Source organism: Microcoleus sp. Pol7_B2, from assembly GCF_036701035.1.
Classification (GTDB): domain Bacteria; phylum Cyanobacteriota; class Cyanobacteriia; order Cyanobacteriales; family Microcoleaceae; genus Microcoleus.
The window spans coordinates 72666-97481 of record NZ_JAUBQB010000005.1 but is presented as its reverse complement, the minus strand read 5'-3'; the positions used below and the strand labels follow the sequence as shown (position 1 = coordinate 97481).

Below are 24816 nucleotides of genomic sequence, written 5' to 3'. Positions count from 1 at the left end.
TGACTAATCTAGTTCAAATTCATTTTTCCAAGCATCATCTTGTTTCCAAGGAATTTGTTCGGACTTTGGAAGCAAGTAATTTTCCAAAACCAGATAGTCCATTTCGGTTCGCATGAAACAGCGGTAAGCATCCTCTGGAGTGCAAACAATGGGTTCGCCTCGGACGTTGAAAGAAGTATTTACCACAATAGAACAGCCCGATCGCTCTTCAAAATGGCTGATCAAGTCATAGTACCGAGGATTGGTTTCTTTGTGAACAGTTTGAATGCGAGCCGAGTAATCTACGTGGGTGACAGCCGGAATCTCCGAGCGCGGAATGTTGAGCTTTTCAATGCCAAACAACTGCTCTTGTTCGGGAGTCATCGGAATACGGAGACTGGACTTGACAGGTGCTACTAATAGCATATAAGGGCTAGAATGGTCAATCTCGAAATAATCCGCAACTCGCTCGGCTAAGATTGACGGCGCAAAAGGTCGAAATGATTCCCGATATTTAATTTTCAGGTTCATCACGGACTGCATTTTAGCACTGCGGGGATCGCCAATGATCGATCGACCGCCCAGAGCCCGCGGCCCAAATTCCATCCGCCCTTGGAACCATCCCACCACATTTCCCTGTTCCAAAATTTCCGCCAACTGCGGCATTAATTCGGCATCGTCCAATCGGTGATAGCTAGCTTTGACAGCATCCAAGTATTCGAGAATTTCTGCGTCAGTAAACCTTGGGCCCAAATATGAGCCGCGCATTTGATCGTGACAAGTTAAATGAGCAACCGACTTCGCCACAGTTGCCACCGCTGGGTTGGCAGTGAGAACTTCAGTCCTCTCCTCAACCGCTGAGTTTGTGGTGACAAGTTCAATTTTGAGGGATTCTATACTATTTGCTGTCGTGTTGGCGCTCACAGTGCGAGTTTGTTCGCAATACTGATACCAAATCGCCAAAGCCGCGCCCAAAGCACCGCCAGCATCTCCCGCCGCCGGCTGAATCCAAATATCTTTGAAAATACCTTCCCGCAAGAGTCTGCCGTTAGCAACACAGTTGAGAGCAACGCCGCCGGCCATACAAAGATAATCGACATCCAATTCTTTTTTAACTGTTCTGCACAGCCGCAAAACAACTTCTTCGGTAACAACTTGAATGGAAGCTGCAATGTCCATTTCTCGCTGAGTCAATTTTCCTTCAGCTTGACGCGGCGGCCCTTCAAACAGTTCGTCAAACTTCTTGTTTGTCATGGTTAAGCCAACTGTATAGTTGAAATAATCCATGTTCAAACGAAAAGTTCCGTCATCTTTGAGGTCGATTAAATAGTTGAGAATTTTGTCTACATACTTGGGTTCGCCATAAGGAGCTAAACCCATGAGTTTGTATTCACCAGAGTTAACTTTGAAGCCGGTGTAATAGGTGAAAGCTGAATAAAGCAAACCCAAGGAGTGGGGAAAATCGATTTCCCACTGAGGTGTAAGTTGGTTCCCGTCTCCCAACCAAACCGAGGTTGTTGCCCACTCGCCCACGCCGTCGAGGCACAAAACGGCTGCTTTTTGAAAGGGGCTGGGGAAAAATGCCGATGCTGCGTGGGATTGGTGGTGTTCGGTAAATAGCAGAGATGGCAGTTTATTCGTTTTGCAGTTTGCTATTGCTGCCAAATCTCTTTTGAGCATGGTTTTGAGGTAAAGCTTTTCTTTGAGCCATATCGGCATGGCGGCTAGGAAAGAGCGAAAACCTTGGGGTGCGTAGGCTAAATAGGTTTCGAGAAGGCGCTCGAATTTGACTAAAGGTTTGTCGTAAAAGACTATGTGATCGACTTCCCGCAAATCTATTTGCGCTTCTTTCAAGCAATAAGCGATCGCATTCTTAGGGAATCTGGCGTCATGCTTTTTGCGGGAAAATCTTTCTTCTTGCGCTGCTGCTATAATTTCTCCGTCGCGAATTAAGGCTGCGGCGCTGTCGTGATAGTACGCCGAGATTCCAAGTATGTTCATCGCTCTCCTCACAAATCGCAATGCGTTTGCTTTTGACTATTTAGAATAGCTAACGATTATAGCTGTTTCAGTGCTGATTGGGAATTGAATTTTGCGATCGCCTCTAATTTTACCTGGATCGATGTCGGTGGGCCGCCCTCGGACGATCGGCTGTTAGAGAGCATTTAAGCTAGCGCCGGCTTATCCTGCGCCCCCAAGCTCTGAAGTAAGTGACCACCGGGAATTGATAAAATTCACCTACCAACCACAGCACAATGCCTAAATGCGACAAAAAAGCTAAGCCTGTCCAAGCTACGGGCAGCCACGACAAGCGGCTGCCGGGAACCGGGGGAAAATAGTAAGCTGAAAGTCCCAGCAAGGTAGTGGGAAGGAAAATTAGACCAATAGCCGCTGCAAAGTAGGGCCATCCGAATTCTACGCCCTCGAGGTGGGATCCTATCCACTGTTTGCCGTTCCAGTGCCAAGTTACGGGCGGTTGGCGATCGGCCATTTGGAGCGATTGTCTTTCAATGCTTGCGGTATAAATGTGCTGGCAGAAGTTGCAAGCTAGGGCGTCCATCATCGGCATGGTAGAAATTTGACCGGTGCGGCACACGGGACAGGGATATGTATCTTGAGGGTTGAAAGGTCTGGTTGATTTTTGGGAAATCTGCATGGATCAGGCTGTTTGTCAAGATATTGAGCGATCTTAACAAAGTACAGAGATTATGGGTTGGCTGAGGGCGGTTTTTGTATCTAGATTGTTGGTGATTTAACAGGTTTTTTCACGCTTACGTGTCCTAGGGGTTAAGGCAGTTTCATGGTGGATGATTCGGATTAATTGCGGTGATTGTTGCTGTAGCGAATTCTGGCTCCTGCCCAGTGAAGTTTTTCCCTCAAAGTATTGTAATAAGAATAGTTTTCCCGCAAAATAATAAACTGGGCTTCGCAGTCTGCCCTCCGCACGTCTACGCGCTGTCCCGGCCAAATTGCAGTACCTAAAATGCCGTCTGTCCAGAGTTTGGTACTGAGTTCGTAATCTGCTAAAGGCCAAATGCTGACGACTGAACCAGGCGGGAGGACGATCGCCCGACTGGATAAACTCAAAGGGCAAATCGGAGTAACTGCGATCGCCTCCATTCCCGAGTGCATAATCGGCCCGTTGGCAGATGCGGTGTAGCAAGTCGAACCGGTGGGAGTTGCCACAATTAAACCGTCGCCTTGATACTGATCGACTACTTCGCCGTCAACTTCCATTTCTAGAATACAGCTCGGCATTCGATCGGCTGAAGCAGGTTTGACACACATTTCATTTAGTGCCAAAAATCGATCGCTTTGGGGTTCGAGATTGCTTCTGTTTCCCTCAAAAACTGTTGCCTGCAACATCATCCGCTTCTGCACAGCATACCTATCTTCCGAAAGTCTGTCCCAAATCTCCTCAGTATTTTGGAAATCCTCAAAAGACTCGGTTAAAAAGCCCAGATGTCCCCCCACATTCGCTGCCAAAATCGGGATGCCGTCAGCCGCCAAATTCCGCGCGGCAGCTAGGGCCGTACCGTCGCCCCCCAGCACTACCGCTAAATCAATTGGGCTGTTACTAGAAGCTAAAAACACCGGATACGGGTTATCTTTCGGGCCGCTGGGCCCCATTAAAACGTGACACCCGCGACTTTCTAATTGGCGGGCACACTGTTCTGCCCACCGCTGGCTGAGGGTATCTCTGGCTTTGTGGGCGATAATTACTTGTTTTAGTTGCACAACCTATCGATTTTAGATTTTAGATTTTGGATTTTAGATGATTAGATTTTAGACTGAATTGCCGCGAGCGGGACGATCGCACTGCACATCGATTTTAGATTTTAGATGATGAGATTTTAGACGGAAGTGCCGCGACCGGGACGATCGCACTGTACTCGGAAAAATATTATTCCGATGCCGCAGGGCATCTCCCCTCGGAGATTCTGCCTCTGGTTTATAGCAATTCCAAAAAGTAATCCAATTTTTGGCAAGCTGCAAACCCTTATCTCATATCAATTCTGGTTAGATCGGAATGATTAAACCGCAGAGGACGCAGAGGATACAGAGGAAGGGAACAGAGATGAATAATTCCGATGAAGGGCGGATTTGATATCATCTGTCATTCCCAATTCTTTAATCGCAAATCGAAAATCGAAAATGGTATTATCCCTCGCTGCGGCTGGATTTGGGCCGCGGCCAGATAATGCTGGAATCGGCCGCGAGTATGCGAGAAACTGCGATCGCCCCAAAGCGGTTGAGGTGGCTGGGGTCAACAAAATAGTCGTTACGGCCCGGCCACCGCTGCGACAAGTCGCGGAAAGCGAAGCCTTTTTGCCGCGAGAGTTGCAGCATTCGCTGCCGAAACTGCTGTTCTGCCCACAGGCGAGTCCCGTCTAAGTAGTCGTCTGTGAGGGGCAAATTGACGAAAATAAGGGGAATTTTTCGAGCTTTGGTAAATGCTACAACTGAATTAAAGGCTGTTGCTTGTTTGCCTCCGAGATTGAAGTTTTCGTAGTCGCGATCGTACTGGCCTGAAACGTAAGCGCGTTCTCGATAATAAGTGTTGGGATTGTACCTGCCCGACATAGCCATGAATCCGTTGGAGTCGATCGAATCTGCCAATTGGTTGAGTTGTCTGATGGCTACTGTTGTGCGTCGCGAGACTGGAATCAATTGTGCTTTTTGGGTTGCTGCATTCGCTGCGATCGGTTTTAAATCATATCTTGCAGCATTCTCAGCAACGGGCATCTTGCCCGTTCCACGGGACAGGAATTTGAGTGTGGGGAGTAGGGGTTGGGCATCTTGCCCGCCCCTGAAAGGTTGATCGACAGATGCCAATGCTTTGCGGAAAGTGTTGTTAGCGCAGGGCTGCGGGAATCTGTAACACTGGGGAATCTCGTTGGGTTCATCGGACGGCAGTTCGGGGCGAATGCCTGCTGCTAAAAGTTGGCTGCCTTCAGAATCGACGATCGAATTAAAAGTGCGATCGTCCCGGCCGCTGTTAAATGCCCGCACACCATCCGCCCAGACAATCATTTGAGGCAAATGCTCCGGCTTCAAAAGCCGCCGCAGTTGAAAGTCAACTACTTGTGCAGTTGCGCCGTTGACTGAAAAGTTAAATACTTTTAAGCTCGGACTGCCCCTTTGGGCCAAAGATTGTTTTAGCTGTTTGGGATCGACGCCCTGCAATGCGCGGGAACTACCGACAATCAAAACATCTGGCGGCCCGACCGCAGCAACGTAGGATAGGTAAAGTTCTAGTTGTTCGTTGAGCAAATCGCTGCTGAAGCTGACTGTACTGGCTTGCGATCGGGTTGCGCTCGCTTGCTGCTGCGAATAAACCAGGTTTCTCATGTACTCGATTACTTTTTTCTCAGCAAACGCCCGTCTGGAACTGCCGGCGGGAACGGCTTGCATCCAGGCGACGGCCTGCACCCACAGGCCGGCTACTTCGTCCCAGTCTTGTTTTGAATTGGCTGATTGAGCCAAATTAGAAGCTTGGGTGGCAAACTTAACTGCGTCGGTGAAGCCATCGTTTTGAGGGCATGAAGAAACGCTGACGGATTTTTTGGATTTGTTGGGGTTTCGAGCTAACAGAGACGTTGGGGACTGCGCTAAGACTGCGGATTCGAGCGAACCCGATGGCGCTGGGGTGTTGGGCGGCTTGGTAGACGAACATCCCAAAGTTAAGGCTAGCAAGGCGGTTGCGGCACAGGTACGTTTTAAGATGCTGGTGCTGATGCTAGCAATGTAGCGGCGAATCATAAAGCTTTCAGCGATCGCGAAATATTACTAGATCTTACTAATTATCCAGCGGATCGAGCAGTTAGCTCAAACAGATGTTTTAACCATTCAATAAAAATTAAGGCGATCGGGGAATCGCAGCTAAGCACCTGCGCTGTTATTGCTTGTCCCATCGGCATTGCAGGCGTTTTCTGCCATGCCAGCCAAGTGTGGATTAGCGCTTTGGGATGATGAATTAAAGTGTAGCGGTGAAGTCCGGCTTGTTCGATCTCTTGTAAAATTGCTTCGGCTTTCGGATGCAGGGTGTCGCCAGGGGGGATAAGATAGGCGACAAAATCTTCTAACATTCCAGGAAGTTGATTGTTTGGCATCAACCAAACTCCGACGCGAGGCAAGTATGGATCTGAAGGTGTGCAAACCCAGCCTTCGGGAGGGGGAGATTGGGGGATATCTCGATAGCCGATCGAACTCAGTTTATCTTTAAGAGATTGCCACCGCCCACTTAAATTGCGATCGGCATCTACCACAATTCCCAACGTGCGTAAATTCTCTGCTTTCAATCTTTCTGGCAAGCCATTTAGCAGCGCTTCAACTCCTTCTGTACCTTCTTCTTGCGGTACTACGACGGAAAATGTTTCTAGCAGTTGATATTGCTTGCACAAAGCCCAGATTACGTGTTGGTCATTCTTACCTTCTACCAATAACTGTTGAGGTTTGGGTGGATGAGGTTTTTGTGCTTTTGGCATCAGCGCACCTCGATACTTTGGCGCATTGCAACCGACAAAGCATCGGGAGTGTATTCAACTGCACGAATATCCTCGCCGCGTCGGCTCAAGCGAAATAATTTGCCAACCGAACTATCTTCTGACTGTTCTAAGGCTTCTTGAAATGCGGCTATGCAGTCCCAACTGTGGGTAGTTGCAAAGACTTGAACGTTCAATCGCTGTGCTGTTTCAAATATCAATCGCCACATATCAGTTTGGGTTTTATAGTAAAGACCTGTATCAATTTCATCGACTAGCAAAAAACCATTTTCTGATGATACGGCTGCCATTGCTATACTAAGAATTCGTCGCATACCATCTCCCATACTGCCAAGAGGAACTGGGTGAGGCTGGCCCCGAAGTTTAAGCAAAATACCACTATTAGAAGTCTGGCGACTGGTGAAACTAATCCGTTCCACATCCGGCTCCAGAATTTGCAATGCTTCTACTACACTTTGTTCTTTCGGTGTGAGTGTTATTCTATCCCACAGTACAGACAGTCGCGCAAAGCTTATATTAGTGGTTGTCAGAAAATAATTTTGATTGCTGCTCCCTATAGGAAAAACTAACTGAGATGTGTTGCCCAACCGCAAGTAACGCGAATCGCCTATAGTTCCATCAGTACGGATAGGAATTCTTATTGGGCTATACTTTCCGTATGAAACAACTAGCTCCCCGAATATATCTCCACCTAAAACTAAATCCTCGAATCCAGGAAGTGCAAGTTGCTGGACAATATTAGGCTGAATTTTTAATGAGAGCGGATGCTCTTTTGTAGAGCGGATATTAATAGCCCCATCGAAGTTATTAAGTTGATGACCGTAAAAAATATGTAAAATCTGATAATGACGCTGAGAAACGACTTCGCCATTTCTTTGTCTAGAAGGATCGACTGTTAGTTCACCTCTGCTTTTTAGCACCTCAAGTAGAAACTGAATGTTTCCTTCATTAACTAATAAATAAATGGCTTCCAAAAAAGTAGTTTTACCGCTATTGTTCTGACCGACTATCAGATTAACCCTAGCTAGCTCGTCGATAGGAAAATCTTTAAAACAGCGATAATTTTGGATGGTGAGATCGCGCAACATGGATTCCTCGCATATTAACTATATTCTATCATTTCTCCGTTCACACTAAAAACCAGTATGGGATTCGATGACTGCTTCGGCTTGCAGGGCGATCGACCTCAATTTATCCAGTGTATCCTGGTTCGCACTCTGCCACAACCCCCGCTGACGAGCTTCTAGCAATCTTTCCGCCATATCTCGCAGTGCCCAAGGATTGTTTTCTTGAATAAATGTCTGCACTTTCTCATCAAAAATGTAAGCCTCTGCGATTCCTTCATACATAAAATCCTCTACACAATTTGCCGTAGCATCGTAAGCAAACAAAAAATCAACAGTTGCTGCAATTTCAAAAGCACCTTTATAACCGTGCCGCATTGCACCTTCTATCCATTTGGGATTCACAGCCCTACTGCGATAAACCCGCGCAATTTCCTCCCGCAGTTGCCGCACTTTCGGATTTTCAGGAATCGAATTATCTCCGAAATAGGTTTCAGGATTTTTGCCTTGCAAATTGCGAATTGCGGCAGTCATTCCGCCTTGGAATTGATAATAATCGTCGGAGTCTAGGATGTCGTGTTCGCGGTTGTCTTGGTTTTGCAGAACTATTTGCATTTGGCCGAGGCGTTGTTCAAATGCTTCGGGTGCAGAACATCCCCATTCACTCTGTTTAACTCCTGCTACATCTCCCGGCAAATTTGAGGAACTAGAGGAGGTATAGGCGTAACTGCTCCAATTAATGTAAGCTTTTGCTAAATCGCTGTCGTTTGTCCAGTTTTGAGCTTCTATTATGCCTTGAAGTCCTGCGCCGTAAGCACCCGGTTTTGAGCCAAAGACTCGAAATTGCGATCGCCCTTGGGCCTCTTCCTGACTCAAACCTGTAGATTCCCAATACTGAATCTCTTCCTTAACTTGTGCGGCTAAAGGGTTGTTTTCTGCCGATTCGTCTAAATTTGCCACAGCTTTTACCGCACTGTCAAACAAATCAATTAAATTAAAAAAAGCATCGCGGAAAAAGCCAGAAATTCGCAAAGTAACATCAACGCGCGGCCGTCCCAAAACAGAAACTGGCAAGATCTCAAAATCTACAACCCGGCGCGAAGGGCCATCCCAAACTGGTTGAACTCCTATTAGCGCCAAGGCTTCGGCTATGTCGTCTCCCCCCGTCCGCATGGTGGATGTTCCCCACACTGACAAACCCAAAGTTTTCGGATATTCGCCGTTTTCTTGGGTGTATCTTTCGATTAAAGTTTCGGCGGCCACTCTGCCAACTCTCCAGGCAGTTTCTGTGGGAATGGCGCGGATATCTACTGAGTAAAAATTCCGACCGGTGGGCAATACATCGGGTCTGCCGCGAGTGGGCGCGCCCGATGCGCCGCTTGGTATGTGCCGCCCATCTAGTCCGCGCAAAAGGTTGGTAATTTCTTGGTTTGTTTGGAGCAGTGAAGGTAAAAGATAGTTATTTATCCAGTCTAATTCGTGTTTGGTTGCTTCTCCTGTTTGGGAACTTATAACCGCAGATGAACGCGGATTAATGCGGATGTTTTCGATTAAATTATCTACTAAGTCAGCGGCTTTTTCTTCGAGTTCTGCTGTTAAATGGCCTGCTGTGCGGTGCTGAATTATCGAGGTTGGATCGCAGGTTAAGGGGTCGAAATCGTAGCCTGAGTCTTCTGCTAGGGCGCGGGTTAAGCCCGATCGCCCGTTGGTGGGATGGCGGGCGATCGCAATTATCAAATCTCTCAACTGTCTACCTTCGGGACACTGACCGAAAATGTGCAATCCGTCGCGAATTTGGGATTCTTTGAGTTCGCAAAGATAGCCGTCTGTGCGGGTGATAAATTCTGTAAATTCCGATTTATTTAGTTGTATTCCTAAGTCTTTATCTAAGTTTTCTTTGTTGGTGAGGGCGAGAATGCGATCGCGAATCATGGGCAATCGAGACGGATCTAAACTTTGGGCTTCGCAATATTCGTCGATTAAGGTTTCCAACTGCTGCAAAGGCCCGTAGAGTTCGGCGCGAGTCATCGGCGGTGTCAGGTGGTCGATTATCACGGCTTGCGATCGTCTTTTTGCTTGGGAACCTTCCCCCGGATCGTTGACAATGAAGGGATAAAAATTCGGCATCGCGCCTAATGCTACTTCTGGATAACATTTTTTAGACAATGCTATACTTTTACCGGGAAGCCATTCTAAATTGCCGTGTTTTCCGGCATGAATTATAGCGTCAATTCCAAACTTTTCTCGCAGCCAGTAATAGTAAGCTAGATAATTGTGAGTTGGTTCTAAATCCGGTGCGTGATAATTTAACGCGGGGTCAAGTTCGTATCCCCGCGATGGTTGAATTCCTACAAATACATTACCGAACTGAATCCCCGGAATCGGAAAAGACGTATTGTTACTTATAAAATCTTGTGCATAGCTTCCCGGAAGCCCCCATCTTTTACAGATCCCATCTTGCACTTCCTGCGGCAAAGTAGCAAAATATTCTTCATATTCTGCCAAATCCAAAGATTGCTGAACAGGCCGTAATTCGCGTCCTTCCGGGTCATTTGTCACACCAGAAGTCAGGAGTTCAATTAACTCGTTGCCGCTAGCGGGTAGGTTTTCAATTTGATACCCAGCTTCCTGCATAGCTTTGAGGATTTCGACACAGCTAGCGGGCGTATCTAAGCCGACACCGTTGGCTAAGCGGGCGTTGCGAGTGGGGTAATTTGCCAGAATTATGGCGATGCGTCTGTTGGCGGCTGGGGTTTGTTTCATTTTCACCCAATTCGCGGTTAAATCTGCTACAAATTGAATGCGATCGCCCGCTGCTGCATAGCCTACTACATCTGTTTCTAATTCGCTGTTCCAAGTCTGTACCGCTTTAAAAGAAACAGCCCTAGTAATGATTTTTCCGTCTACTTCCGGCAATGCTACATTCATCGCCACATCCCGGGGCGAAAGTCCCTGAAGTTCCGTTTCCCACTGTTCCAAACCGCCACCGCTGAAGATTGCTTGCAATACGGGAACGTCTAAGGATTTTAAGCTGTTTTGTTCCGGTTCTTGACTGCTAAAACCGGAGACTGCAAAACTTGTGGTGTTGAGCAATAATTGAATTGGTTCTGATTCTTTTGGCTGGAAATATTCCAGCAATTCTATTTGCAAATCTGGTTCCCGCAGAGAAGACACAAAGACGGGGATCGGTACTAAGTTTCGCTCTGCTAGAGCTTGACAAAGTGCATCAACTGGTGCTAAGTTTCCTGATAAATAATGAGCGCGATAAAATAAAATTCCGACTTTAGATGTAGAAGTAATGTCCCCGTGTCCGCAAGTTGGGGACGATTCAATTTGCTTTTTCCAATCGTAAATTCCGACGCGGGAAACTGTTTGAGGTAGCGGTGGATGGTAAGCAGTTTTCAGGCAAGTATCGGCTGCAAATAGGAGTGCATTAACAAAGTTTTGGACTCCGCCTTCTGTAAAGTAGCGCCACAGTTTATTGACTGCTGATAGCGATACATTTGAATGGCTGATTAAATCTGGATCGGGACTATCTTCTCCCGGCATTACAATCAGTGATGCCTTAGTTTTCTGCACAGTTTCCCGCAGAATTTCTAACCCGTAAGACCAATAAGAACGCCCTCCTAACAGTCTTAAGATTATCACCTCTGCGCGTTCTAAAACTTCCTCGGCATAAGTATCAATTGTTAGTTGTTGCTGCAACTGAAGCAGGTTTACTGCCCGCACTTTGGGAAATTTTGCCGGCATTTTGGATGCGGCGGCTGCGATAGTTTGAATGTCGGTGTCAGCAGCACTAATAAATACTATTGGTGCTGGGGTTTGCTGAATAAAAATTACTCCTTCTGCTTGAGGGTTCCAACCTCCGGGTGTGGCGGCTATTTTGTGCATTAATTTTTTTTATGTTAATAAATAGTGAGAGGAAGTGCGATCGCCTTTACTATAACATGACTTATACATAAATAAAGGCTAGGGCGTGTTTCCCAACCCGGACATTCCCGCTGAACCGAGAGAGGGCGGGCACGGGGCACCGCCCCTACATTCGGGGGGAGAATGAGCGTCAAAGTCCGGGAAACCTCAACCTATAAACTGATAAATAAAACTCCCAAAATCATGATTCCGGCCCCTAGTAATCTTTCTTGAATATCTTTTTCCTTAAAAATGAAATGACCGAACAATACACCCATTAACACGCTAGTACGCTTAATCGCGATCACTCGCACTACGAAAGTTAATGTCAAAGCTTGCATTTGAAAAATTATTCCAGTAGCATTGATAAACCCCATAGCAGCCAGCATTGGTAATTGTTTGAGAATTTGTCGCCCTGGATTTGGGGTTTTGTGCAATAAAACTGGCAGTAGCAAAACACTCATTGTACCAAACAAAGAAAATACCCAAAAAATAGGGTAGGAATTGGTAACTCCTATTTTGTCACAATTTGCGGCAATACTCCATAGTAATGCAACGATTAACATCAATTTTGGCCCGGGTTCATCCAGCAGTGCTTTGAATGGGGCTAAATATCCTTTAGATTTCTCTTTGATATTTAATAAATAAGAGCCTGCTACGATTAGTAAAATGCCAATATAATCAAATAATTTGGGATATTCACCGACAATTAACGGTGAAGTTACCAACATAAATAAAGGTGTCAAAGCTACCATCGGTAGTGTCAGGGATAAATCTGATACTTTGATGGCTTTGATGTAGAGGAGGGCTGTGACAGCGTTGATGCTACCTCCGATTAAGAGGGCGAGCCAAAATTGAGAGTTTAATGCCGGAATTCCTGTATAAAGTACCCAGGGAATCAAAAAGATGACTGAAAAAAATGAGAAAGACCAAGCGACGACATATTCGTCACTTTTTTTGAGGTTTTGTTTGCCAAAAACGTCTTTGACGGCTTCAAAGAAAGCGCTCAAAATTCCAAAAATTAACCAAGTCAACCTAAATATGCGCTCCTGACTCGCTCGTCGTTTAGCAAATCCGCTCCAATACCTGTGAGAGTAATATTACCAGCTTCTAGCACGTAACCCCGATCGGCAATTTGCAGTGCTAAACTGGCGTTTTGTTCGACTAAGAGAATTGTAACGCCTGTAGAGCGGAGGTTTTGAATAATTGCAAAAATTTCTTTGACGATCGCGGGTGCTAAGCCTAAACTGGGTTCGTCTAATAATAGCAGTTTCGGGCGCGACATCAGAGCACGGGCGATCGCCAGCATTTGCTGTTCCCCGCCGCTGAGAGTTCCTGCTAGCTGGCGGCGCCTTTCTGCTAGGCGCGGAAATACCTCAAATTGGCGCTCTAAATCGGCTTTTACAGCCGCCGAGTCCGATCGAATATAGGCCCCCAATTCCAAGTTACTCAACACCGTTTGCTGCGCCAAAACGCGCCTCCCTTCTGGACTGTGGGCGATTCCCAGTTTCACAACTTCGTGAGCTTGACGGCGGCTAATGTCGCGCCCGTTATAAATAATTTGTCCCTGCTGTATATTAACTATTTTAGAAATAGCCCTGAGTGTGGTACTTTTGCCCGCACCGTTGGCACCGATGAGACTGACAACCTCGCCTGCATTAATCGTGAGATTAATATTTTGTATGGCTTGAATTCCCCCATAACTTACAGAAACATTTTTGAGTTCTAAGAGGATGTTTTGGGTGGTTTTGGGTGAGCTGTGTTGCATTTTGTGTGACTTGATTGTTGATAAAATTTTCTCTCTTTTCCCGCAGTTCGCTAGTCGGTTAGTTCGCGAGTCCGCCAGAGGTTTCAACTCCGGCTTCATAGCTGAAGTCCTCTTAATAGGGCTGGGAGATACATTTAACAATAACTATTAATCTTACTCGTTCTCCCGCTCTGTCTGGTAACGCAGAACCAGAGGCTCGGCCTCGATTTTTCCTGTTACCAAACGAGGCCGAGCCTGTAGATGTCGCTTCCCCGCCAGAGCCGGGGAAACATTTACAAGTTCTACGTTTCATCTCCCAAATAAGCCTCAATCACCGCCGGATCATTCCTCACAACAGCAGGTTCTCCCAAAGCAATAAGCTGACCGAAATGCAAGACGGCAATTCGATCGCACAACCCCATAACTAGCGGTACATGATGCTCGATCAATATTACAGTTAAATTGAATTGTTGGCGTACTTCTCGGATAAATTCGCTTAATTTGTGCTTTTCACTGGGATTCATCCCTGCTGCAGGTTCATCTAACAAAAGTATTTGCGGTTCTAAGGCTAAAGCGCGGGCAATTTCTAAGCGCCTCTGGTCGCCGTAGGCCAAGTTTTTGGCTTGTTCGCTCGCGCGATCGCCCAATCCGACTAAATCCAACAATTCTAAGGCTTTACGCTGGGTTTTGCGTTCCATTGCGTTAGATGCTGGCAAGCCGAAAATCCCCGCCAGCACCGATAAAACTGGATTGCCCGATCGACTGTGGATGTGTCGGGCGATCGCGACATTTTCTAGGGCAGAAAGTTCCCCAAACAACCGGATATTTTGAAAAGTTCTGGCAATACCTTTATTAGCAATTTGATAAGGCTTCAATTGGGAAATATTTTCATTTTGATAAATCAGGTTGCCGCTAGAAGCAGGTATCAGTCCAGTCATTAGATTAAATAGAGTGGTTTTGCCCGCGCCGTTAGGGCCGATTAATCCAAAGATTTCGTGTTGTTCAACTGTAAAAGATACGTTGTTTACAGCAATTAAACCACCAAAACGACGAGTTAATCCTTTGGCTGCTAAAACCGGATTGCTTGTTGAGAGGGTAAGGGGTGCGGAAATCATCAAATATGATAAAATAGTGATTATCTAATTATGCCTCAAATTATGGATGCTCAAAAACTCTTAGAACGAATCACAGTAAATCCCAAGATATTTAACGGAAAACCCATTATTCGGGGTCGCCGTCTTGCAGTTGAGCATATTCTAGGAATGTTAGCTGCAGGCGACACTCCTGAAACGATTCTAGAAGGCTATCCCTGGCTAGAAAGAGAAGATATTCAGGCTTGTCTAGTTTATGCTCACCGACTGGTTAGTCACGAGCGTATCGAACCTCTCTTGGCCGAAGCTGGCAAATGAAAATTCTTTTGGATACTTGTGTTTGGGGCGGCTCCCGCCAACAACTCGAAATCGCGGGACATGATGCAATATGGACGGGAGATTTGCCAGAAGATCCGGGCGACGAAGAGATTCTTTCTCGTGCATATAATGAGGGTCGTATTCTAGTAACCTTAGACAAAGATTTTGGCGAACTTGCAATAGTCCGAGGCGTACCTCACTGCGGGATTATCCGTTTAGTTAATCTAGCGGCGAGACAGCAAGCAGAAGTTTGCTTGCAGGCGATCGCACTTCACGGACAAGAACTCCAGTCAGGTGCTATTATCACTGCGGAATTAGGTCGATTGAGAATCCGAAATCCGGGATAATGAGGATAAACCCATGCGAGAAATTCGATGCAATACCTGCGGTAGCAACCGCTATGAGGAACGTAGAATCAATTACCTTTACAGCCATCAAGGTAAATACTTGCTAGTTCCTAACACGCCTGTAGAGATTTGTGTTGATTGTGGCATGATTTATTATGATGCAGCAGTTCTTAAAGAAATTGAGCGCCGTTTCTTTGCGATTCACCAGCAGAATGAAATGCCGGATTCGTATATTCAAATTCCCAGCAAGAGTTACACGTAAAGAAGGGTTTTTCAAGGAAAGAACCAGAATCTTCTTAAAGTGGCGCTTTTTAAGCAGTATTTAGGGCGATCGATTTCACCACAGACAAGCACAAATTTAGATCGCCCGGAGTCCTGAAACAGTTTGATGAGAATGTATACACAATTATTCAAATGGCTGAGACGGCTCATCAAATACAAGGATTCTGGCCCATGACGAAGCACTACCGACAAAGATTAGTTGCCGTAATTGCCCTCTCGTTTCTATCTTTCACATCCCCTTTGCTGTTGACTCGCAATGCTGCGGCTGGAATTGGGGACGAACCCACAGCTAATCCCAAACAGATTGCCTCCCTCACCGAGAAGTTAAAGAGTAACGATGAAACGGCACTTGATCCAGCTATTAAGCTGTTACGAAAAATAGGTGAAGCAGCCATCCCTGATTGGATGGAAGCTTTGCAGGATAAGAATTTGTCAGTCCCCCAGAGTGCTGCTGAGGTTCTAAGACAAATTGCTCTTCCTGCTATTCCTGCCTTTGTCAAAATCTTGAAAGACTCAGATGTGTCGGTTGGTACAGAAGCTAAAACTGCACTGCCGCAGGTAATTCTCTTGCTGAAAGACTCCGATGCAACTGTGCGTAGCCGTGCTGACTATGCTTTGGGAAGGATGGGTGCAGAAGCTAAAACTGCTGTGCCACACATAATTCTGTTGCTGAAAGACTCCGATCCAACTGTGCGTAGCCGTGCAGCCAATGCTTTGGGAAGGATGGGTGCAGAAGCTAAAATTGCTGTGCCGCAGCTAATTCTGTTGCTGAAAGACTCCGATGCAAAGGTGCGTAGCCGTGCAGACTATGCTTTGGCAAGGATGCGTGCAGAAGCTAAAACTGCTGTGCCACAGCTAATTTCCCTGCTTCAAGACTCAGATGTAACTGTGCGTAGTAGTGCAGCCAATGCTTTGGGAAGTTTCGGTGCAGAAGCTAAAACTGCACTGCCGCAGCTAATTGTCTTGCTGAAAGACTCCAATCCAAATGTGCGTAGTAGTACAGCCTCTGCTTTGAATAAAATCCGTGCAAAAGCTTAAACTGCACTGCTGCAGCTAATTGTCTTGCTGAAAGACTCCAATCTAAATGTGCGTAGTAGTGCAGCCTCTGCTTTGAATAAAATCCGTGCAAAGGCTAAAACTGTTGTGCCGCAGCTAGTGGCTGTTGACAAGGTGGAATTTAGAGTGAAATTCTGACAGAATCGGCGCTGATTATAGGAATATGTACATTAGCCAACCAGACCCGGATCTTTGCAAACAAATCCGTGTGTTTGATGAACAATGTCAGGCTTTTACTTTTGTGATGCCGGGAGTGGAGGGCGATCGCGATCGGTGTTATTTCAAGAATGGTGTGCCGTCGCCAAGTCGGAGAGAATGCAGATTTCTAGTGTAAAACCAAGGCGTTAAAGAAAAACGGAAGCGGAATGTTCTTAACGTTTCCCTTTTTAAGCTAAACTTCCCCCTAGGGAGAAGTTTAACTCAAATTCCGAAGCGATTACAGACTTTCATCGACTAGAACACCACGGATGTAACCGTTCACGGGGTTTAAAGCCAGACGTGAGAAAATCGCAGAGTCCGATTAAGGTAAGCCAGTTACATAATTCCTAAGCAAATCCGGTTACAGGTTACTTCTGCGGACTTGGAATCTTGCTGAGAAATAATTCCTTAGTCCGAGAATCGCGATCGTACATATGTATAACAGGAACAAGGCGATCGTCAACCATCACTTTGTCATCCTGAATATCCCAACATTTCTCATGATCTCCACACAGTGTGAGGACGGCACCACTCTTCAAATTATGTTTGACCGTTTGGTTACTGGGAAATTCATAGTTAATCACCTTATTAAACATTGCTTGATCTAGAGGCTTACGACGATGGCGTTCAGCCTCCACCACCATTAATTCAATTAATTGCATCATGAGATGGTTTCCTCCTAATACTGTCCCTGCACAGAGTATAGGTTTTCCCAACAGTTTTTCAAGAGTTGTTTTTCCATAAACAGCATTCACCCATTCACTATCTACATTTTCTGGAGTGGGCGGCCCAAAATAAATACCTGCTTCTTCAAAAACGTGAAGCTTACTAGAGTCTAAGTCATCGAAGGGAGAAGCTTGGAAAACAACATCACGCACATCTGAAGTCATAACCATTCGATAACTGGAGTTAACCTTAAGGAATGTATGGTAAGTAATCCACCGACCTGCTAGTGGATGAATCCAATTGGCAACCGTACTCCTATAATCCTCCTCTAAGTAGGTACGGTTAGACCCTGAACTTAGTCGAATTAAAGCTTGCAGTCCCACCATCTTTGCGTGATAGATGAGATTTAGGAGCTTTGAGCTAGTAACCCACTTCCACACATTTTCAATTGGTATAAGGGTGATATTTTTTTCTAGAGCTACCTTTGCAAACTCATCTCCTAAAGCATTAATAAACACAACAATATCAACTTTTTCTGGATCACAATGCTGACGAGTGGATACAACGAACCTGTAGAAATCATCGAATTTGCAGTTGGTTGCATAACCCATTATTAAGTCTTTCATTGTTTGTTACCTCAAAATCAGTAGATGTAAACAGTAAATATACTAACAGAGTCTTAATTGAGTTTTGGTGTAGCCGTCTAAGCGTTGACCGAAAACGGCTTCTGTACTCACAAAAAAGTCGGCAGAGCCACAACTAATTGTGTCGCAGATATTGGGTGGCAGATGTGCAATAAATGATCCCACCTACCATACTACAAATACCTCATCTATGTCAACCTGTTGTTATTCCCAGTCGTCATCTTTTTTGGTCGCTAGAATTCGGCGCAGCATCAAACTCAAAAAATTGAGCGATTGCACTTAAAAATGTTACCTGCATTACATACTAAAATACGTTATGGCTCTCCAAAAAAATCTCAAACCGACCGTCAGAGCAAAATGAGAATATTTATTAAGAAAAGGTGTGGGCGAGCATCGTTATTTAGCAAAAATTTCCGGTGCAAAGGATAGCGACGTTCTGCCACGACAAATCACATCGCGTTATAATGGTAAGAATTACCATACCGCCTGAATCTCCTTAACATCTCGCAGGGATAATTGTATAACAATGTACATAACAGATTCGCCCAACGCAAACAAAAGTGCTGCTGACGATGTACGCTCTACCAAGTGAAGGCTCGAATCTCCCAGGCTTGCCTGACGAATATCACCTTGGCAATCACAAAATTTTTGATATAGTTGCTTTCTCCCTAATTATCTAGCCGATCGCGTATTCTCTGTCAGCGATATAAATCTCTACTACGACTCCAATCCTCCCAATTGGTACAAAAGACCCGATTGGTATTTAGTTGTCCATGTTTTGAGAGTTTGCCGAGACAGAGACTTGCGCCAAAGTTACGCCATTGGGGACGAAGCCGTAACTCCTTTAATCGCCATCTAATTTCTGTTACTAGGTAGGGAAGATGCAGATTTGGGGCTGACAGAATCGGAACCAAACAAACCGCAGACTAAGTGGCAGATTTACGAGATAATTTTGAAGATTCGTTATTACTTGGTTTTTAGCAAATACAACAACTAATTGAGAGTATTTCGCTGAGTTGGCAACCTTTACCGCGAACAAGTGTTAACAGGTGTTCGATTCTGGATACTGGAAATAAAGTTGAGTTTTGGTTTGTGGTAAGGTTCTTTCTTGGAACATCAGAGGTTGTGGCTGCGCTAGTATGATGTTAATGGCAATTTAGCTCGGACTGCAGAAGCATTTCCAAGACAGCGAGCTCAATTGGAAAGGCAGCGGGCAAATCCATTAGCCGATCAACTGCGAGCAATGGGCATTAATCCAGATGAGCTGTAAAATTAAGTAGCAGCATGAAATGGTGCAAGCTGCAAGCGCTGTCCATAAAAATTTATTAACTAAAAATAACTTATGCCTGAATCTACCTCATTGCGCGATCGCTACCTAGCCCTAATCGACAAAATTGTCGAAATCACCCTCAAAGGTCAAATTCGCTCCAAAGAACAAGTTTATCAAATGCTGGTGCAAGACATTAGTACGGGTACTGGCGAAATCTTTGAACGCTGTTTCGGCGAACGCCTTGATGCCGCCGAAAATCAAGTCAGAAATGAAAAAGACGAAATCAAACAAGCAAAGGCAAATCGCACCCTCCGAGTTCTCAAAACCATCCAAGGAGAATGGGAACGCTGGCAGAAAGATAACCGCGTCGATCGCGCAATTGCATCCTCAATCCAACAAATCGTTACTGCCGAATCTAACGCCCGTCTCCTGGCATTATTGCAAGTAATCGATCCGAATAAAGAACATCCGCTGACTCTTGCTCAATTGCAGCAATTGGCAAAATCTCTGCACCAACAAATGCTGCAAACTGCCAATCCCGAAACCGAACAAGATTTGCAGCAAATCACCGCCGGCATCGCTAAAGGTTTAGAATCTTGGCAGCGGTTGGAACCGGAACTCGTGGGCTGGATTTATCAGCCGCAGCAGCTAGGATTTGCCGGTAGTCCCGAACAAAATGGGCCTTGGGCTTTTTGGGCAAAAAAAGTTAACAGTCCCTTTCCCCAGGCTCTTTTGAATACTATTGCGCTCGGTGAATCTGTAGTTCAATTCGCAGCCCAACAATCGAGTTTAGATTTAGGCATCTTGGTGGAAGCGGCGATTATTTTGCAGTGCTTGCAGCGGGCGTTGGCAACATGGTTTGATAAGCAAGTTTACGATTCCAAAGTGTCAACAAAAGCTTCAATTTCTACTTACATTACTTTTGCGGTAATTTGGAGTCAGCTAGCTAGTGGGTTTAATAATTCTACCAAGAGCGGCGAGCAGTTGGCAAATGCTTGTTTTCAAGTAACTTTGCAAATTTTGCGCGCTTTTTCTCAGCGAGAATACTTTCCCCTTTACGGGGGAATTTTTGCTTCGTTTGATGGTAAAGCCCTGCGGCATACTTTGGATTATTTAGACGAACCGCTGCGGCGAGTTGAAGGCACTCAAGCAAAAGCTCGGATTCTGACGCTTTTGGGTTATTCGATGCAGGCGGCTGGGGCCTATGAGCGATCGCTCTTGCTGCACAAGCAAGCGCTGGAAATTGCCCGTACCGAAGGAGACAAAGCTTGCGAAGTTGCCAATCTCAATCACATCAGCCGCAACTATGTTGCTCAAAAAAATTATCAGGAAGCGATTAATTACAGCCAGCGGGCTTTAATTATGGCACGACAAGCCGGAGAGCGACAAGGCGAGGCAAATGCTCTGGCTAATTTGGGTTACAGTGAAGTGTTTCAAGCGCGGCAGTTGGAGGAGGTGGAACCGGAGGTTTACGAGAGTGCGATCGGTTATTTGGAACAAGGTTTGTTGCTATCGGAAAAATTGGGCGATCGCCAAAGTCAAGCTTTTTGTTCCAGCAGTCTCGGTATCGCTAAAATCGCCCTGGAAAATGCTGAAGCTGCGATCGAATATTTGCTCAAAGGTTGGCAAGCGGCTCAATTCTCAGGGGATTTATATTTGCAAGGTCTGAATTTGGCTTACCTGGCTCAAGCTTATTACAGAATCAACTCACTAGAAAAAGCGATATTTGCGGGCAGTTTGGGGATGTATACTTTGGAGCAAATTGGTGCGATGGAGTGGCGTCAATCGGCTGGTTTGTTGACTATTTTGCGGGGTCAAATGGGGGCGGAATCTTTTAAACTATCTTTGGCTAAAAGTCGAGCGAATATCATTCCGGCGATCGGTGTTGATGGCTACGATTACATCCCGGAGTTGCTGGAAAAATATCAGCAATCTATTTAACTCTTTGTGGAACAGGCCGGCAAGCCTGTTGCTGAGAGGGGTGCAAAATGTAAGTTTTAACTCACCCAATAGCTGCATTATCAATAAGTCTTTCATGGGCGGGATCTCCTGCCCACCCCACAACCAAATTTAAGGTCTTTGTGGAACAGGCGGGAAAGCCTGTTCATGTGTTTTTATGCACCCCAACCTCGAAATAATTAATGCTCAACTATCACCGGTGTGCCAACTGCGACTTTCTCAAATAAAGCCTGTGCGTCTTTATCAAACATTCTGACGCAGCCGTGAGAAGCCGCCCCCCCGATCGACTCTGGATTCGGAGTACCGTGAAAACCAATCACATTCTTGCCATCCGTCCAAAACCCCATCCACCTACTCCCTAATGGATTGTCTGGCCCAGCAGGAATTAGTTCTCCCGTCCAAGGATTTTGCCAAACAGGATCTTTGATCATTTGCATAACTTTAAAATTGCCTGTAGGAGTTTCCCACCCGCCTTTTCCCACAGCAACCGGGAAACTGGCTTGCACCTTATTTTGTCGGTAAACATAGACGCGGCGTTCTCGCAATTTCAGGACTAAACGCACTTCCTCAATAGGATTTACCGCAGGCTTTGGTTCCTGGGGAATATAACGAAATGGTTCTCCCAGGGGCGGCAGTTCTGGGGTTCCGAGATTCGGCAATTTTGTCTCGGATGCGGGCCGCTGCGCCGCGATCGCACTATTACTTGAATTAGCCACCACTTCGGCAGTCGCCTGCTGCTGTAGCCCGACCGACAGCGCCGCTGCACTCAAGCTCAGTACAATTAACTTGTCAAACAAAAATTTGCTCTTGACCATTGTTTTGTTCGCTAAACTCCTCACCAGCAGTTCCTACAAAGTTCCTATCTAATTATCCGCCAACCGCACCCGATCATAAAAATTTTGAGATGCCTTTCTGACGGCAACTGCGCTGCACAGTTTTTAGTTGAAATTCCACCACTGATAATTTGTAACTCAACACAAAGCTTAGGCAATAATAGTACGAAAAAAACAATGTTTTTATAAGCGGCTCAGTGGACTTACGCAAGAGAATGTCGTGATAAAACCCGGTTTATGCGTAAATATTGCCAGAAAATGATTAAATTATACCTCCGACTAATTTGATTTTTTAGCCATGACCGACTGGGGATCGAGTATTCAAACTATGGCGCTGCTGTATCCGGCAAGCACAATCTGTCTTTGGGTAGAGTTGGCCCCAGCAACAGTTAGGTTGGCGGAAAAAAACTGCTACGGTCGATCGAATAAACTCAATATATCACGGCAACACTCTAGAGATGCAAACCGCTGAACTTGTTGTTAATCGGGAACTTATGATGTAAAATTTAGTCTTTCAATACTTGTTCGATAATCTTTTTTTGAGATTGTCATAAATTTCCTACTCTGGGGATTAAACTGGATTAGGTATAGAGGTTGGGACTTTCGCGCAGCGGAAGCAAACCCGACCCTGAATAGCAGTTAATGTGAGGTTTCAATGCGTCTTCAGAACATCAAATTATTGACAGGTGCAACACTGTCGGTGGTAATTTCGGCGGTCTCAGTACATCCTGCGATGGCTAACCCTGCAACTCAAATAGCCCAAACGCAAACCACCACAACAGCAAACGCTAGAACCATTGTCGGTTTTGTCAAAAGTATTGTCGGCGATGTAGTAACTATTCGCGAAGAAAGCGCGCCGTACAGGACTCTCAGGGTTCAAAGATGCGTCCTGAGAATTATTGGTCTAGTACCGGGAATGAAAGTCAGAGCCACCGTCGCCGGATCTCAGATACAAAATATCGCGGTGATCCCCGATTATAAAGTGGTAGCCACAACGGTTGCTCGTCCCGCAACCCCAGCACCGGCACCGCGTCCGGCTCCAGAACCGCCACCGCGTCCGGCTCCTCGTCCGGCTCCGGCTCCTGCTCCGGTTCCGGCTCCCCGTCCGATTCCGGCTCCTGCTCCCCGTCCGGCTCCTGTGAGAGGACTTTGGTAGAGCTAGGTTATACCATTTTAGATTTTCGATTTTCGATTAGAGAATTGCGAATGACCAAAAGCAATGTGGTCACAAGCCCCGTGATTCATTCGCGGAGCGAGAAAAAAGCTCGAATCCGGATCGCAAGCCCTCGGAGTTATCAGTGGGGTCGCTTTCTTCAATCTAAAATCTAAAATCTAAAACCTAAAATCGATTGACTGATCGAGCTCAAACTTTGGAGCACCGGCCTACAGTTGGATTCTTTTTTGCAACTGGTATCAGTAAATGGAATTAAGTCACCGCGCCGGCGGTGGCTTAGCTATTTAATAGCAGTTAGAATAATAGAATTGTCCAGCAATTGTGGAGAAACCGCTGCTATGTATTACCTGCGTTTCTTGCTGCTAATTCTGCTGTTGCCGATGATTGCGTGCGATCGAGCTACAGATGCGATCGCCCCTGCTGTGGGCGACAACGGCCCCCTGTCGCAAATTCCCTCCCGTGCACCGCTGGCAAATGTTGGGACAAATCAAATTGTACCGACCAAACCGCTTTCGCCGCAGCCAATCCGTATTGTTGCAACTACTTTGCCGCGGCCAGGAGCCAGCGATAGCGCCTCAAAACCTCCTCAAGTAGTACCGATTCCCGCATCGCCAGTGCTGCAAGTCCCTCCTGGCTTTGTCGTCAACGTTTTTGCTGACAATTTAGACGCTCCGCGATGGCTGGCTTTGACGCCGACAGGCGATGTTTTGGTAACAGAAACCCGGCAGAATCGGATTACGCTGTTGCGAGATGCCAACCGCGACGGGGTTGCTGAGGTTCGCAAAACTTTTGCAAGTACCCAAAACGGGTTAAATATTCCTTTTGGCATGGCTTTTGCCGATCGCTATTTTTTCCTCGGAAATACTGCTGAAGTCCGCCGATTTCCCTACACAAAAGGGCAGGAACAATTGACAGGTACTGGTCAAAAAATTGCCGATTTACCGGGCGGCGGCTACAACCAACACTGGACGCGAAATGTTGTCGTTTCTCCCGACAATAGCAAGCTCTTCGTATCAGTTGGATCGCAATCTAATGCCGATGTCGAGCCGCTGCCAAGGGCTTCTGTTCAAGTGATGAATTTGGACGGCAAGAACCAGCAAATTTTCGCTTCCGGTTTGCGAAATCCGGTGGGATTGGATTTTCACCCAAAAACCAATCAACTCTACACGACGGTCAACGAACGCGACGGTTTGGGAGATGATTTGGTGCCGGATTACTTGACAAGGATTCGTCAAGGCGAGTTTTACGGCTGGCCTTACGCTTATTTTAAGCCGAATTTGCTCGACCCGCGCCACTCCAGAAATGGCAATAGCGATCGACCTGATTTAGTGTCTAAAACATTAACGCCGGACGTGCTGTTTCAGGCGCACTCGGCCGCTTTGGGGCTTCAGTTTTACGACGGCAAAACGTTTCCCAAAAGATTCCTGAACGGGGCGTTTGTGGCGTTTCGCGGCAGTTGGAATCGGAACGCTGGAACTGGTTATAAAATCGTGTTTGTACCTTTTAATGCGGCGAACGGACGCCCTCAAGGTTATTATGAGGATTTTCTGACTGGTTTTCTGACAGATCCGTCTGGCCCGAAAACTTGGGGGAGGCCGGTTGGTTTGCTGGTTTTACCTGACGGGAGTTTGCTGTTTACTGAGGAAGCGAATAACCGGATTTATCGGGTGCAGTATCGCGGGTGACGATGGGGGGATTAATAAATTCTTCACCAGCGTCTACTTTTTGTTGAATCAACAATGGATCTTCTTTTATAATTTCACTATTTAATTT

Annotated in this window: 20 protein-coding genes; 8 read left to right on the top strand and 12 right to left on the bottom strand. The window is 46.1% G+C overall.

Annotated features, from left to right (window positions below):
• Positions 1-3: 3 nt before the first annotated feature.
• From QUA57_RS03585 to QUA57_RS03540, 10 genes are all read right to left on the bottom strand, one after another.
• The gene (locus tag QUA57_RS03585) at positions 4-1980 is read right to left on the bottom strand and encodes a carbamoyltransferase (protein ID WP_333059524.1); all 1977 of its coding nucleotides are present in this window, start codon (positions 1978-1980) and stop codon (positions 4-6) included.
• Between the two features lie 169 nt (positions 1981-2149).
• Complete coding sequence (locus QUA57_RS03580; protein ID WP_333059525.1) at positions 2150-2635, bottom strand: hypothetical protein; 486 nt, start codon at positions 2633-2635, stop codon at positions 2150-2152.
• A gap of 161 nt (positions 2636-2796) precedes the next feature.
• Positions 2797-3717, bottom strand: coding sequence for an NAD(+) kinase (locus tag QUA57_RS03575; protein WP_333059526.1), 921 nt, complete (start codon positions 3715-3717; stop codon positions 2797-2799).
• 423 nt (positions 3718-4140) lie between these two features.
• Positions 4141-5742 carry a hypothetical protein gene (locus tag QUA57_RS03570; RefSeq protein ID WP_333059527.1) on the bottom strand — a complete coding sequence of 534 codons (1602 nt, stop codon included), beginning with the start codon at positions 5740-5742 and terminating at the stop codon, positions 4141-4143.
• A 41-nt stretch (positions 5743-5783) separates the two neighbouring features.
• Positions 5784-6467 (bottom strand): DUF3226 domain-containing protein, encoded by a 684-nt coding sequence (locus QUA57_RS03565; protein ID WP_333059528.1) that lies wholly within the window; start codon positions 6465-6467, stop codon positions 5784-5786.
• Positions 6467-7573, bottom strand: coding sequence for an AAA family ATPase (locus tag QUA57_RS03560; RefSeq protein WP_333059529.1), 1107 nt, complete (start codon positions 7571-7573; stop codon positions 6467-6469). Before QUA57_RS03560 ends, QUA57_RS03565 begins: the two co-directional genes overlap by 1 nt.
• 45 nt (positions 7574-7618) lie before the next feature.
• On the bottom strand, positions 7619-11440 hold the full coding sequence (gene cobN / locus QUA57_RS03555) for a cobaltochelatase subunit CobN (protein ID WP_333059530.1): 3822 nt from the start codon (positions 11438-11440) through the stop codon (positions 7619-7621).
• A gap of 191 nt (positions 11441-11631) precedes the next feature.
• Positions 11632-12492, bottom strand: a complete 861-nt coding sequence (locus QUA57_RS03550) for an EamA family transporter (protein ID WP_333059531.1) — start codon at positions 12490-12492, stop codon at positions 11632-11634.
• A complete protein-coding gene (locus tag QUA57_RS03545; protein ID WP_333059532.1) occupies positions 12489-13226 on the bottom strand; it encodes an ABC transporter ATP-binding protein in 738 nt (245 codons plus the stop codon). The genes QUA57_RS03550 and QUA57_RS03545 overlap by 4 nt, the downstream gene beginning before the upstream one ends.
• Before the next feature lie 281 nt (positions 13227-13507).
• Positions 13508-14320 (bottom strand): ABC transporter ATP-binding protein, encoded by an 813-nt coding sequence (locus QUA57_RS03540; protein WP_333059533.1) that lies wholly within the window; start codon positions 14318-14320, stop codon positions 13508-13510.
• A 30-nt stretch (positions 14321-14350) separates the two neighbouring features.
• Here QUA57_RS03540 and QUA57_RS03535 point away from each other — a divergent pair, with 30 nt between their 5' ends.
• The 5 genes from QUA57_RS03535 to QUA57_RS03515 all read left to right on the top strand — a co-directional run bounded on the left by QUA57_RS03535 (position 14351) and on the right by QUA57_RS03515 (position 16633).
• Positions 14351-14614: a DUF433 domain-containing protein gene (locus tag QUA57_RS03535; RefSeq protein ID WP_333039059.1), complete on the top strand. Its 264-nt coding sequence runs from the start codon at positions 14351-14353 to the stop codon at positions 14612-14614.
• Complete coding sequence (locus QUA57_RS03530) at positions 14611-14961, top strand: DUF5615 family PIN-like protein (protein ID WP_333059534.1); 351 nt, start codon at positions 14611-14613, stop codon at positions 14959-14961. The genes QUA57_RS03535 and QUA57_RS03530 overlap by 4 nt, the downstream gene beginning before the upstream one ends.
• A 13-nt stretch (positions 14962-14974) precedes the next feature.
• The gene (locus tag QUA57_RS03525; RefSeq protein WP_333059535.1) at positions 14975-15223 is read left to right on the top strand and encodes a type II toxin-antitoxin system MqsA family antitoxin; all 249 of its coding nucleotides are present in this window, start codon (positions 14975-14977) and stop codon (positions 15221-15223) included.
• Between the two features lie 191 nt (positions 15224-15414).
• Positions 15415-16281, top strand: a complete 867-nt coding sequence (locus QUA57_RS03520; protein ID WP_333059536.1) for a HEAT repeat domain-containing protein — start codon at positions 15415-15417, stop codon at positions 16279-16281.
• Between the two features lie 160 nt (positions 16282-16441).
• Positions 16442-16633, top strand: coding sequence for a PAN domain-containing protein (locus tag QUA57_RS03515; RefSeq protein WP_333059596.1), 192 nt, complete (start codon positions 16442-16444; stop codon positions 16631-16633).
• Between the two features lie 232 nt (positions 16634-16865).
• On the opposite strand, the gene QUA57_RS03510 is transcribed toward QUA57_RS03515, so the two are convergent.
• A complete protein-coding gene (locus QUA57_RS03510; RefSeq protein WP_333059537.1) occupies positions 16866-17789 on the bottom strand; it encodes a hypothetical protein in 924 nt (307 codons plus the stop codon).
• A 1360-nt stretch (positions 17790-19149) separates the two neighbouring features.
• On the opposite strand from QUA57_RS03510, the gene QUA57_RS03505 reads away from it, so the two are divergent.
• Positions 19150-21018: a tetratricopeptide repeat protein gene (locus QUA57_RS03505; protein WP_333059538.1), complete on the top strand. Its 1869-nt coding sequence runs from the start codon at positions 19150-19152 to the stop codon at positions 21016-21018.
• A 197-nt stretch (positions 21019-21215) separates the two neighbouring features.
• On the opposite strand, the gene QUA57_RS03500 is transcribed toward QUA57_RS03505, so the two are convergent.
• Entirely contained in the window at positions 21216-21851 is a 636-nt protein-coding gene (locus QUA57_RS03500) for a L,D-transpeptidase (protein WP_333059539.1), read from the bottom strand.
• A 673-nt stretch (positions 21852-22524) separates the two neighbouring features.
• On the opposite strand from QUA57_RS03500, the gene QUA57_RS03495 reads away from it, so the two are divergent.
• Both QUA57_RS03495 and QUA57_RS03490 read left to right on the top strand, forming a co-directional pair.
• On the top strand, positions 22525-23025 hold the full coding sequence (locus QUA57_RS03495) for an autotransporter (protein WP_333039046.1): 501 nt from the start codon (positions 22525-22527) through the stop codon (positions 23023-23025).
• Positions 23026-23381: 356 nt separating this feature from the next.
• Complete coding sequence (locus QUA57_RS03490) at positions 23382-24728, top strand: sorbosone dehydrogenase family protein (protein ID WP_333059540.1); 1347 nt, start codon at positions 23382-23384, stop codon at positions 24726-24728.
• Positions 24729-24816: the final 88 nt, after the last annotated feature.

What these genes read in the sequence shown, in the direction of transcription:
- QUA57_RS03585 (WP_333059524.1), bottom strand. Translation starts at nt 1,980, where the DNA reads ATGAACATACTTGGAATCTCGGCGTACTATCACGACAGCGCCGCAGCC.
- QUA57_RS03540 (WP_333059533.1), bottom strand. Translation starts at nt 14,320, where the DNA reads ATGATTTCCGCACCCCTTACCCTCTCAACAAGCAATCCGGTTTTAGCA.
- QUA57_RS03570 (WP_333059527.1), bottom strand. Translation starts at nt 5,742, where the DNA reads ATGATTCGCCGCTACATTGCTAGCATCAGCACCAGCATCTTAAAACGT.
- QUA57_RS03520 (WP_333059536.1), top strand. Translation starts at nt 15,415, where the DNA reads ATGACGAAGCACTACCGACAAAGATTAGTTGCCGTAATTGCCCTCTCG.
- QUA57_RS03490 (WP_333059540.1), top strand. Translation starts at nt 23,382, where the DNA reads ATGTATTACCTGCGTTTCTTGCTGCTAATTCTGCTGTTGCCGATGATT.
- QUA57_RS03510 (WP_333059537.1), bottom strand. Translation starts at nt 17,789, where the DNA reads ATGAAAGACTTAATAATGGGTTATGCAACCAACTGCAAATTCGATGAT.
- QUA57_RS03525 (WP_333059535.1), top strand. Translation starts at nt 14,975, where the DNA reads ATGCGAGAAATTCGATGCAATACCTGCGGTAGCAACCGCTATGAGGAA.
- QUA57_RS03500 (WP_333059539.1), bottom strand. Translation starts at nt 21,851, where the DNA reads ATGGTCAAGAGCAAATTTTTGTTTGACAAGTTAATTGTACTGAGCTTG.
- QUA57_RS03530 (WP_333059534.1), top strand. Translation starts at nt 14,611, where the DNA reads ATGAAAATTCTTTTGGATACTTGTGTTTGGGGCGGCTCCCGCCAACAA.
- QUA57_RS03535 (WP_333039059.1), top strand. Translation starts at nt 14,351, where the DNA reads ATGCCTCAAATTATGGATGCTCAAAAACTCTTAGAACGAATCACAGTA.
- QUA57_RS03565 (WP_333059528.1), bottom strand. Translation starts at nt 6,467, where the DNA reads ATGCCAAAAGCACAAAAACCTCATCCACCCAAACCTCAACAGTTATTG.
- QUA57_RS03560 (WP_333059529.1), bottom strand. Translation starts at nt 7,573, where the DNA reads ATGTTGCGCGATCTCACCATCCAAAATTATCGCTGTTTTAAAGATTTT.
- QUA57_RS03580 (WP_333059525.1), bottom strand. Translation starts at nt 2,635, where the DNA reads ATGCAGATTTCCCAAAAATCAACCAGACCTTTCAACCCTCAAGATACA.
- QUA57_RS03545 (WP_333059532.1), bottom strand. Translation starts at nt 13,226, where the DNA reads ATGCAACACAGCTCACCCAAAACCACCCAAAACATCCTCTTAGAACTC.
- cobN (WP_333059530.1), bottom strand. Translation starts at nt 11,440, where the DNA reads ATGCACAAAATAGCCGCCACACCCGGAGGTTGGAACCCTCAAGCAGAA.
- QUA57_RS03505 (WP_333059538.1), top strand. Translation starts at nt 19,150, where the DNA reads ATGCCTGAATCTACCTCATTGCGCGATCGCTACCTAGCCCTAATCGAC.
- QUA57_RS03495 (WP_333039046.1), top strand. Translation starts at nt 22,525, where the DNA reads ATGCGTCTTCAGAACATCAAATTATTGACAGGTGCAACACTGTCGGTG.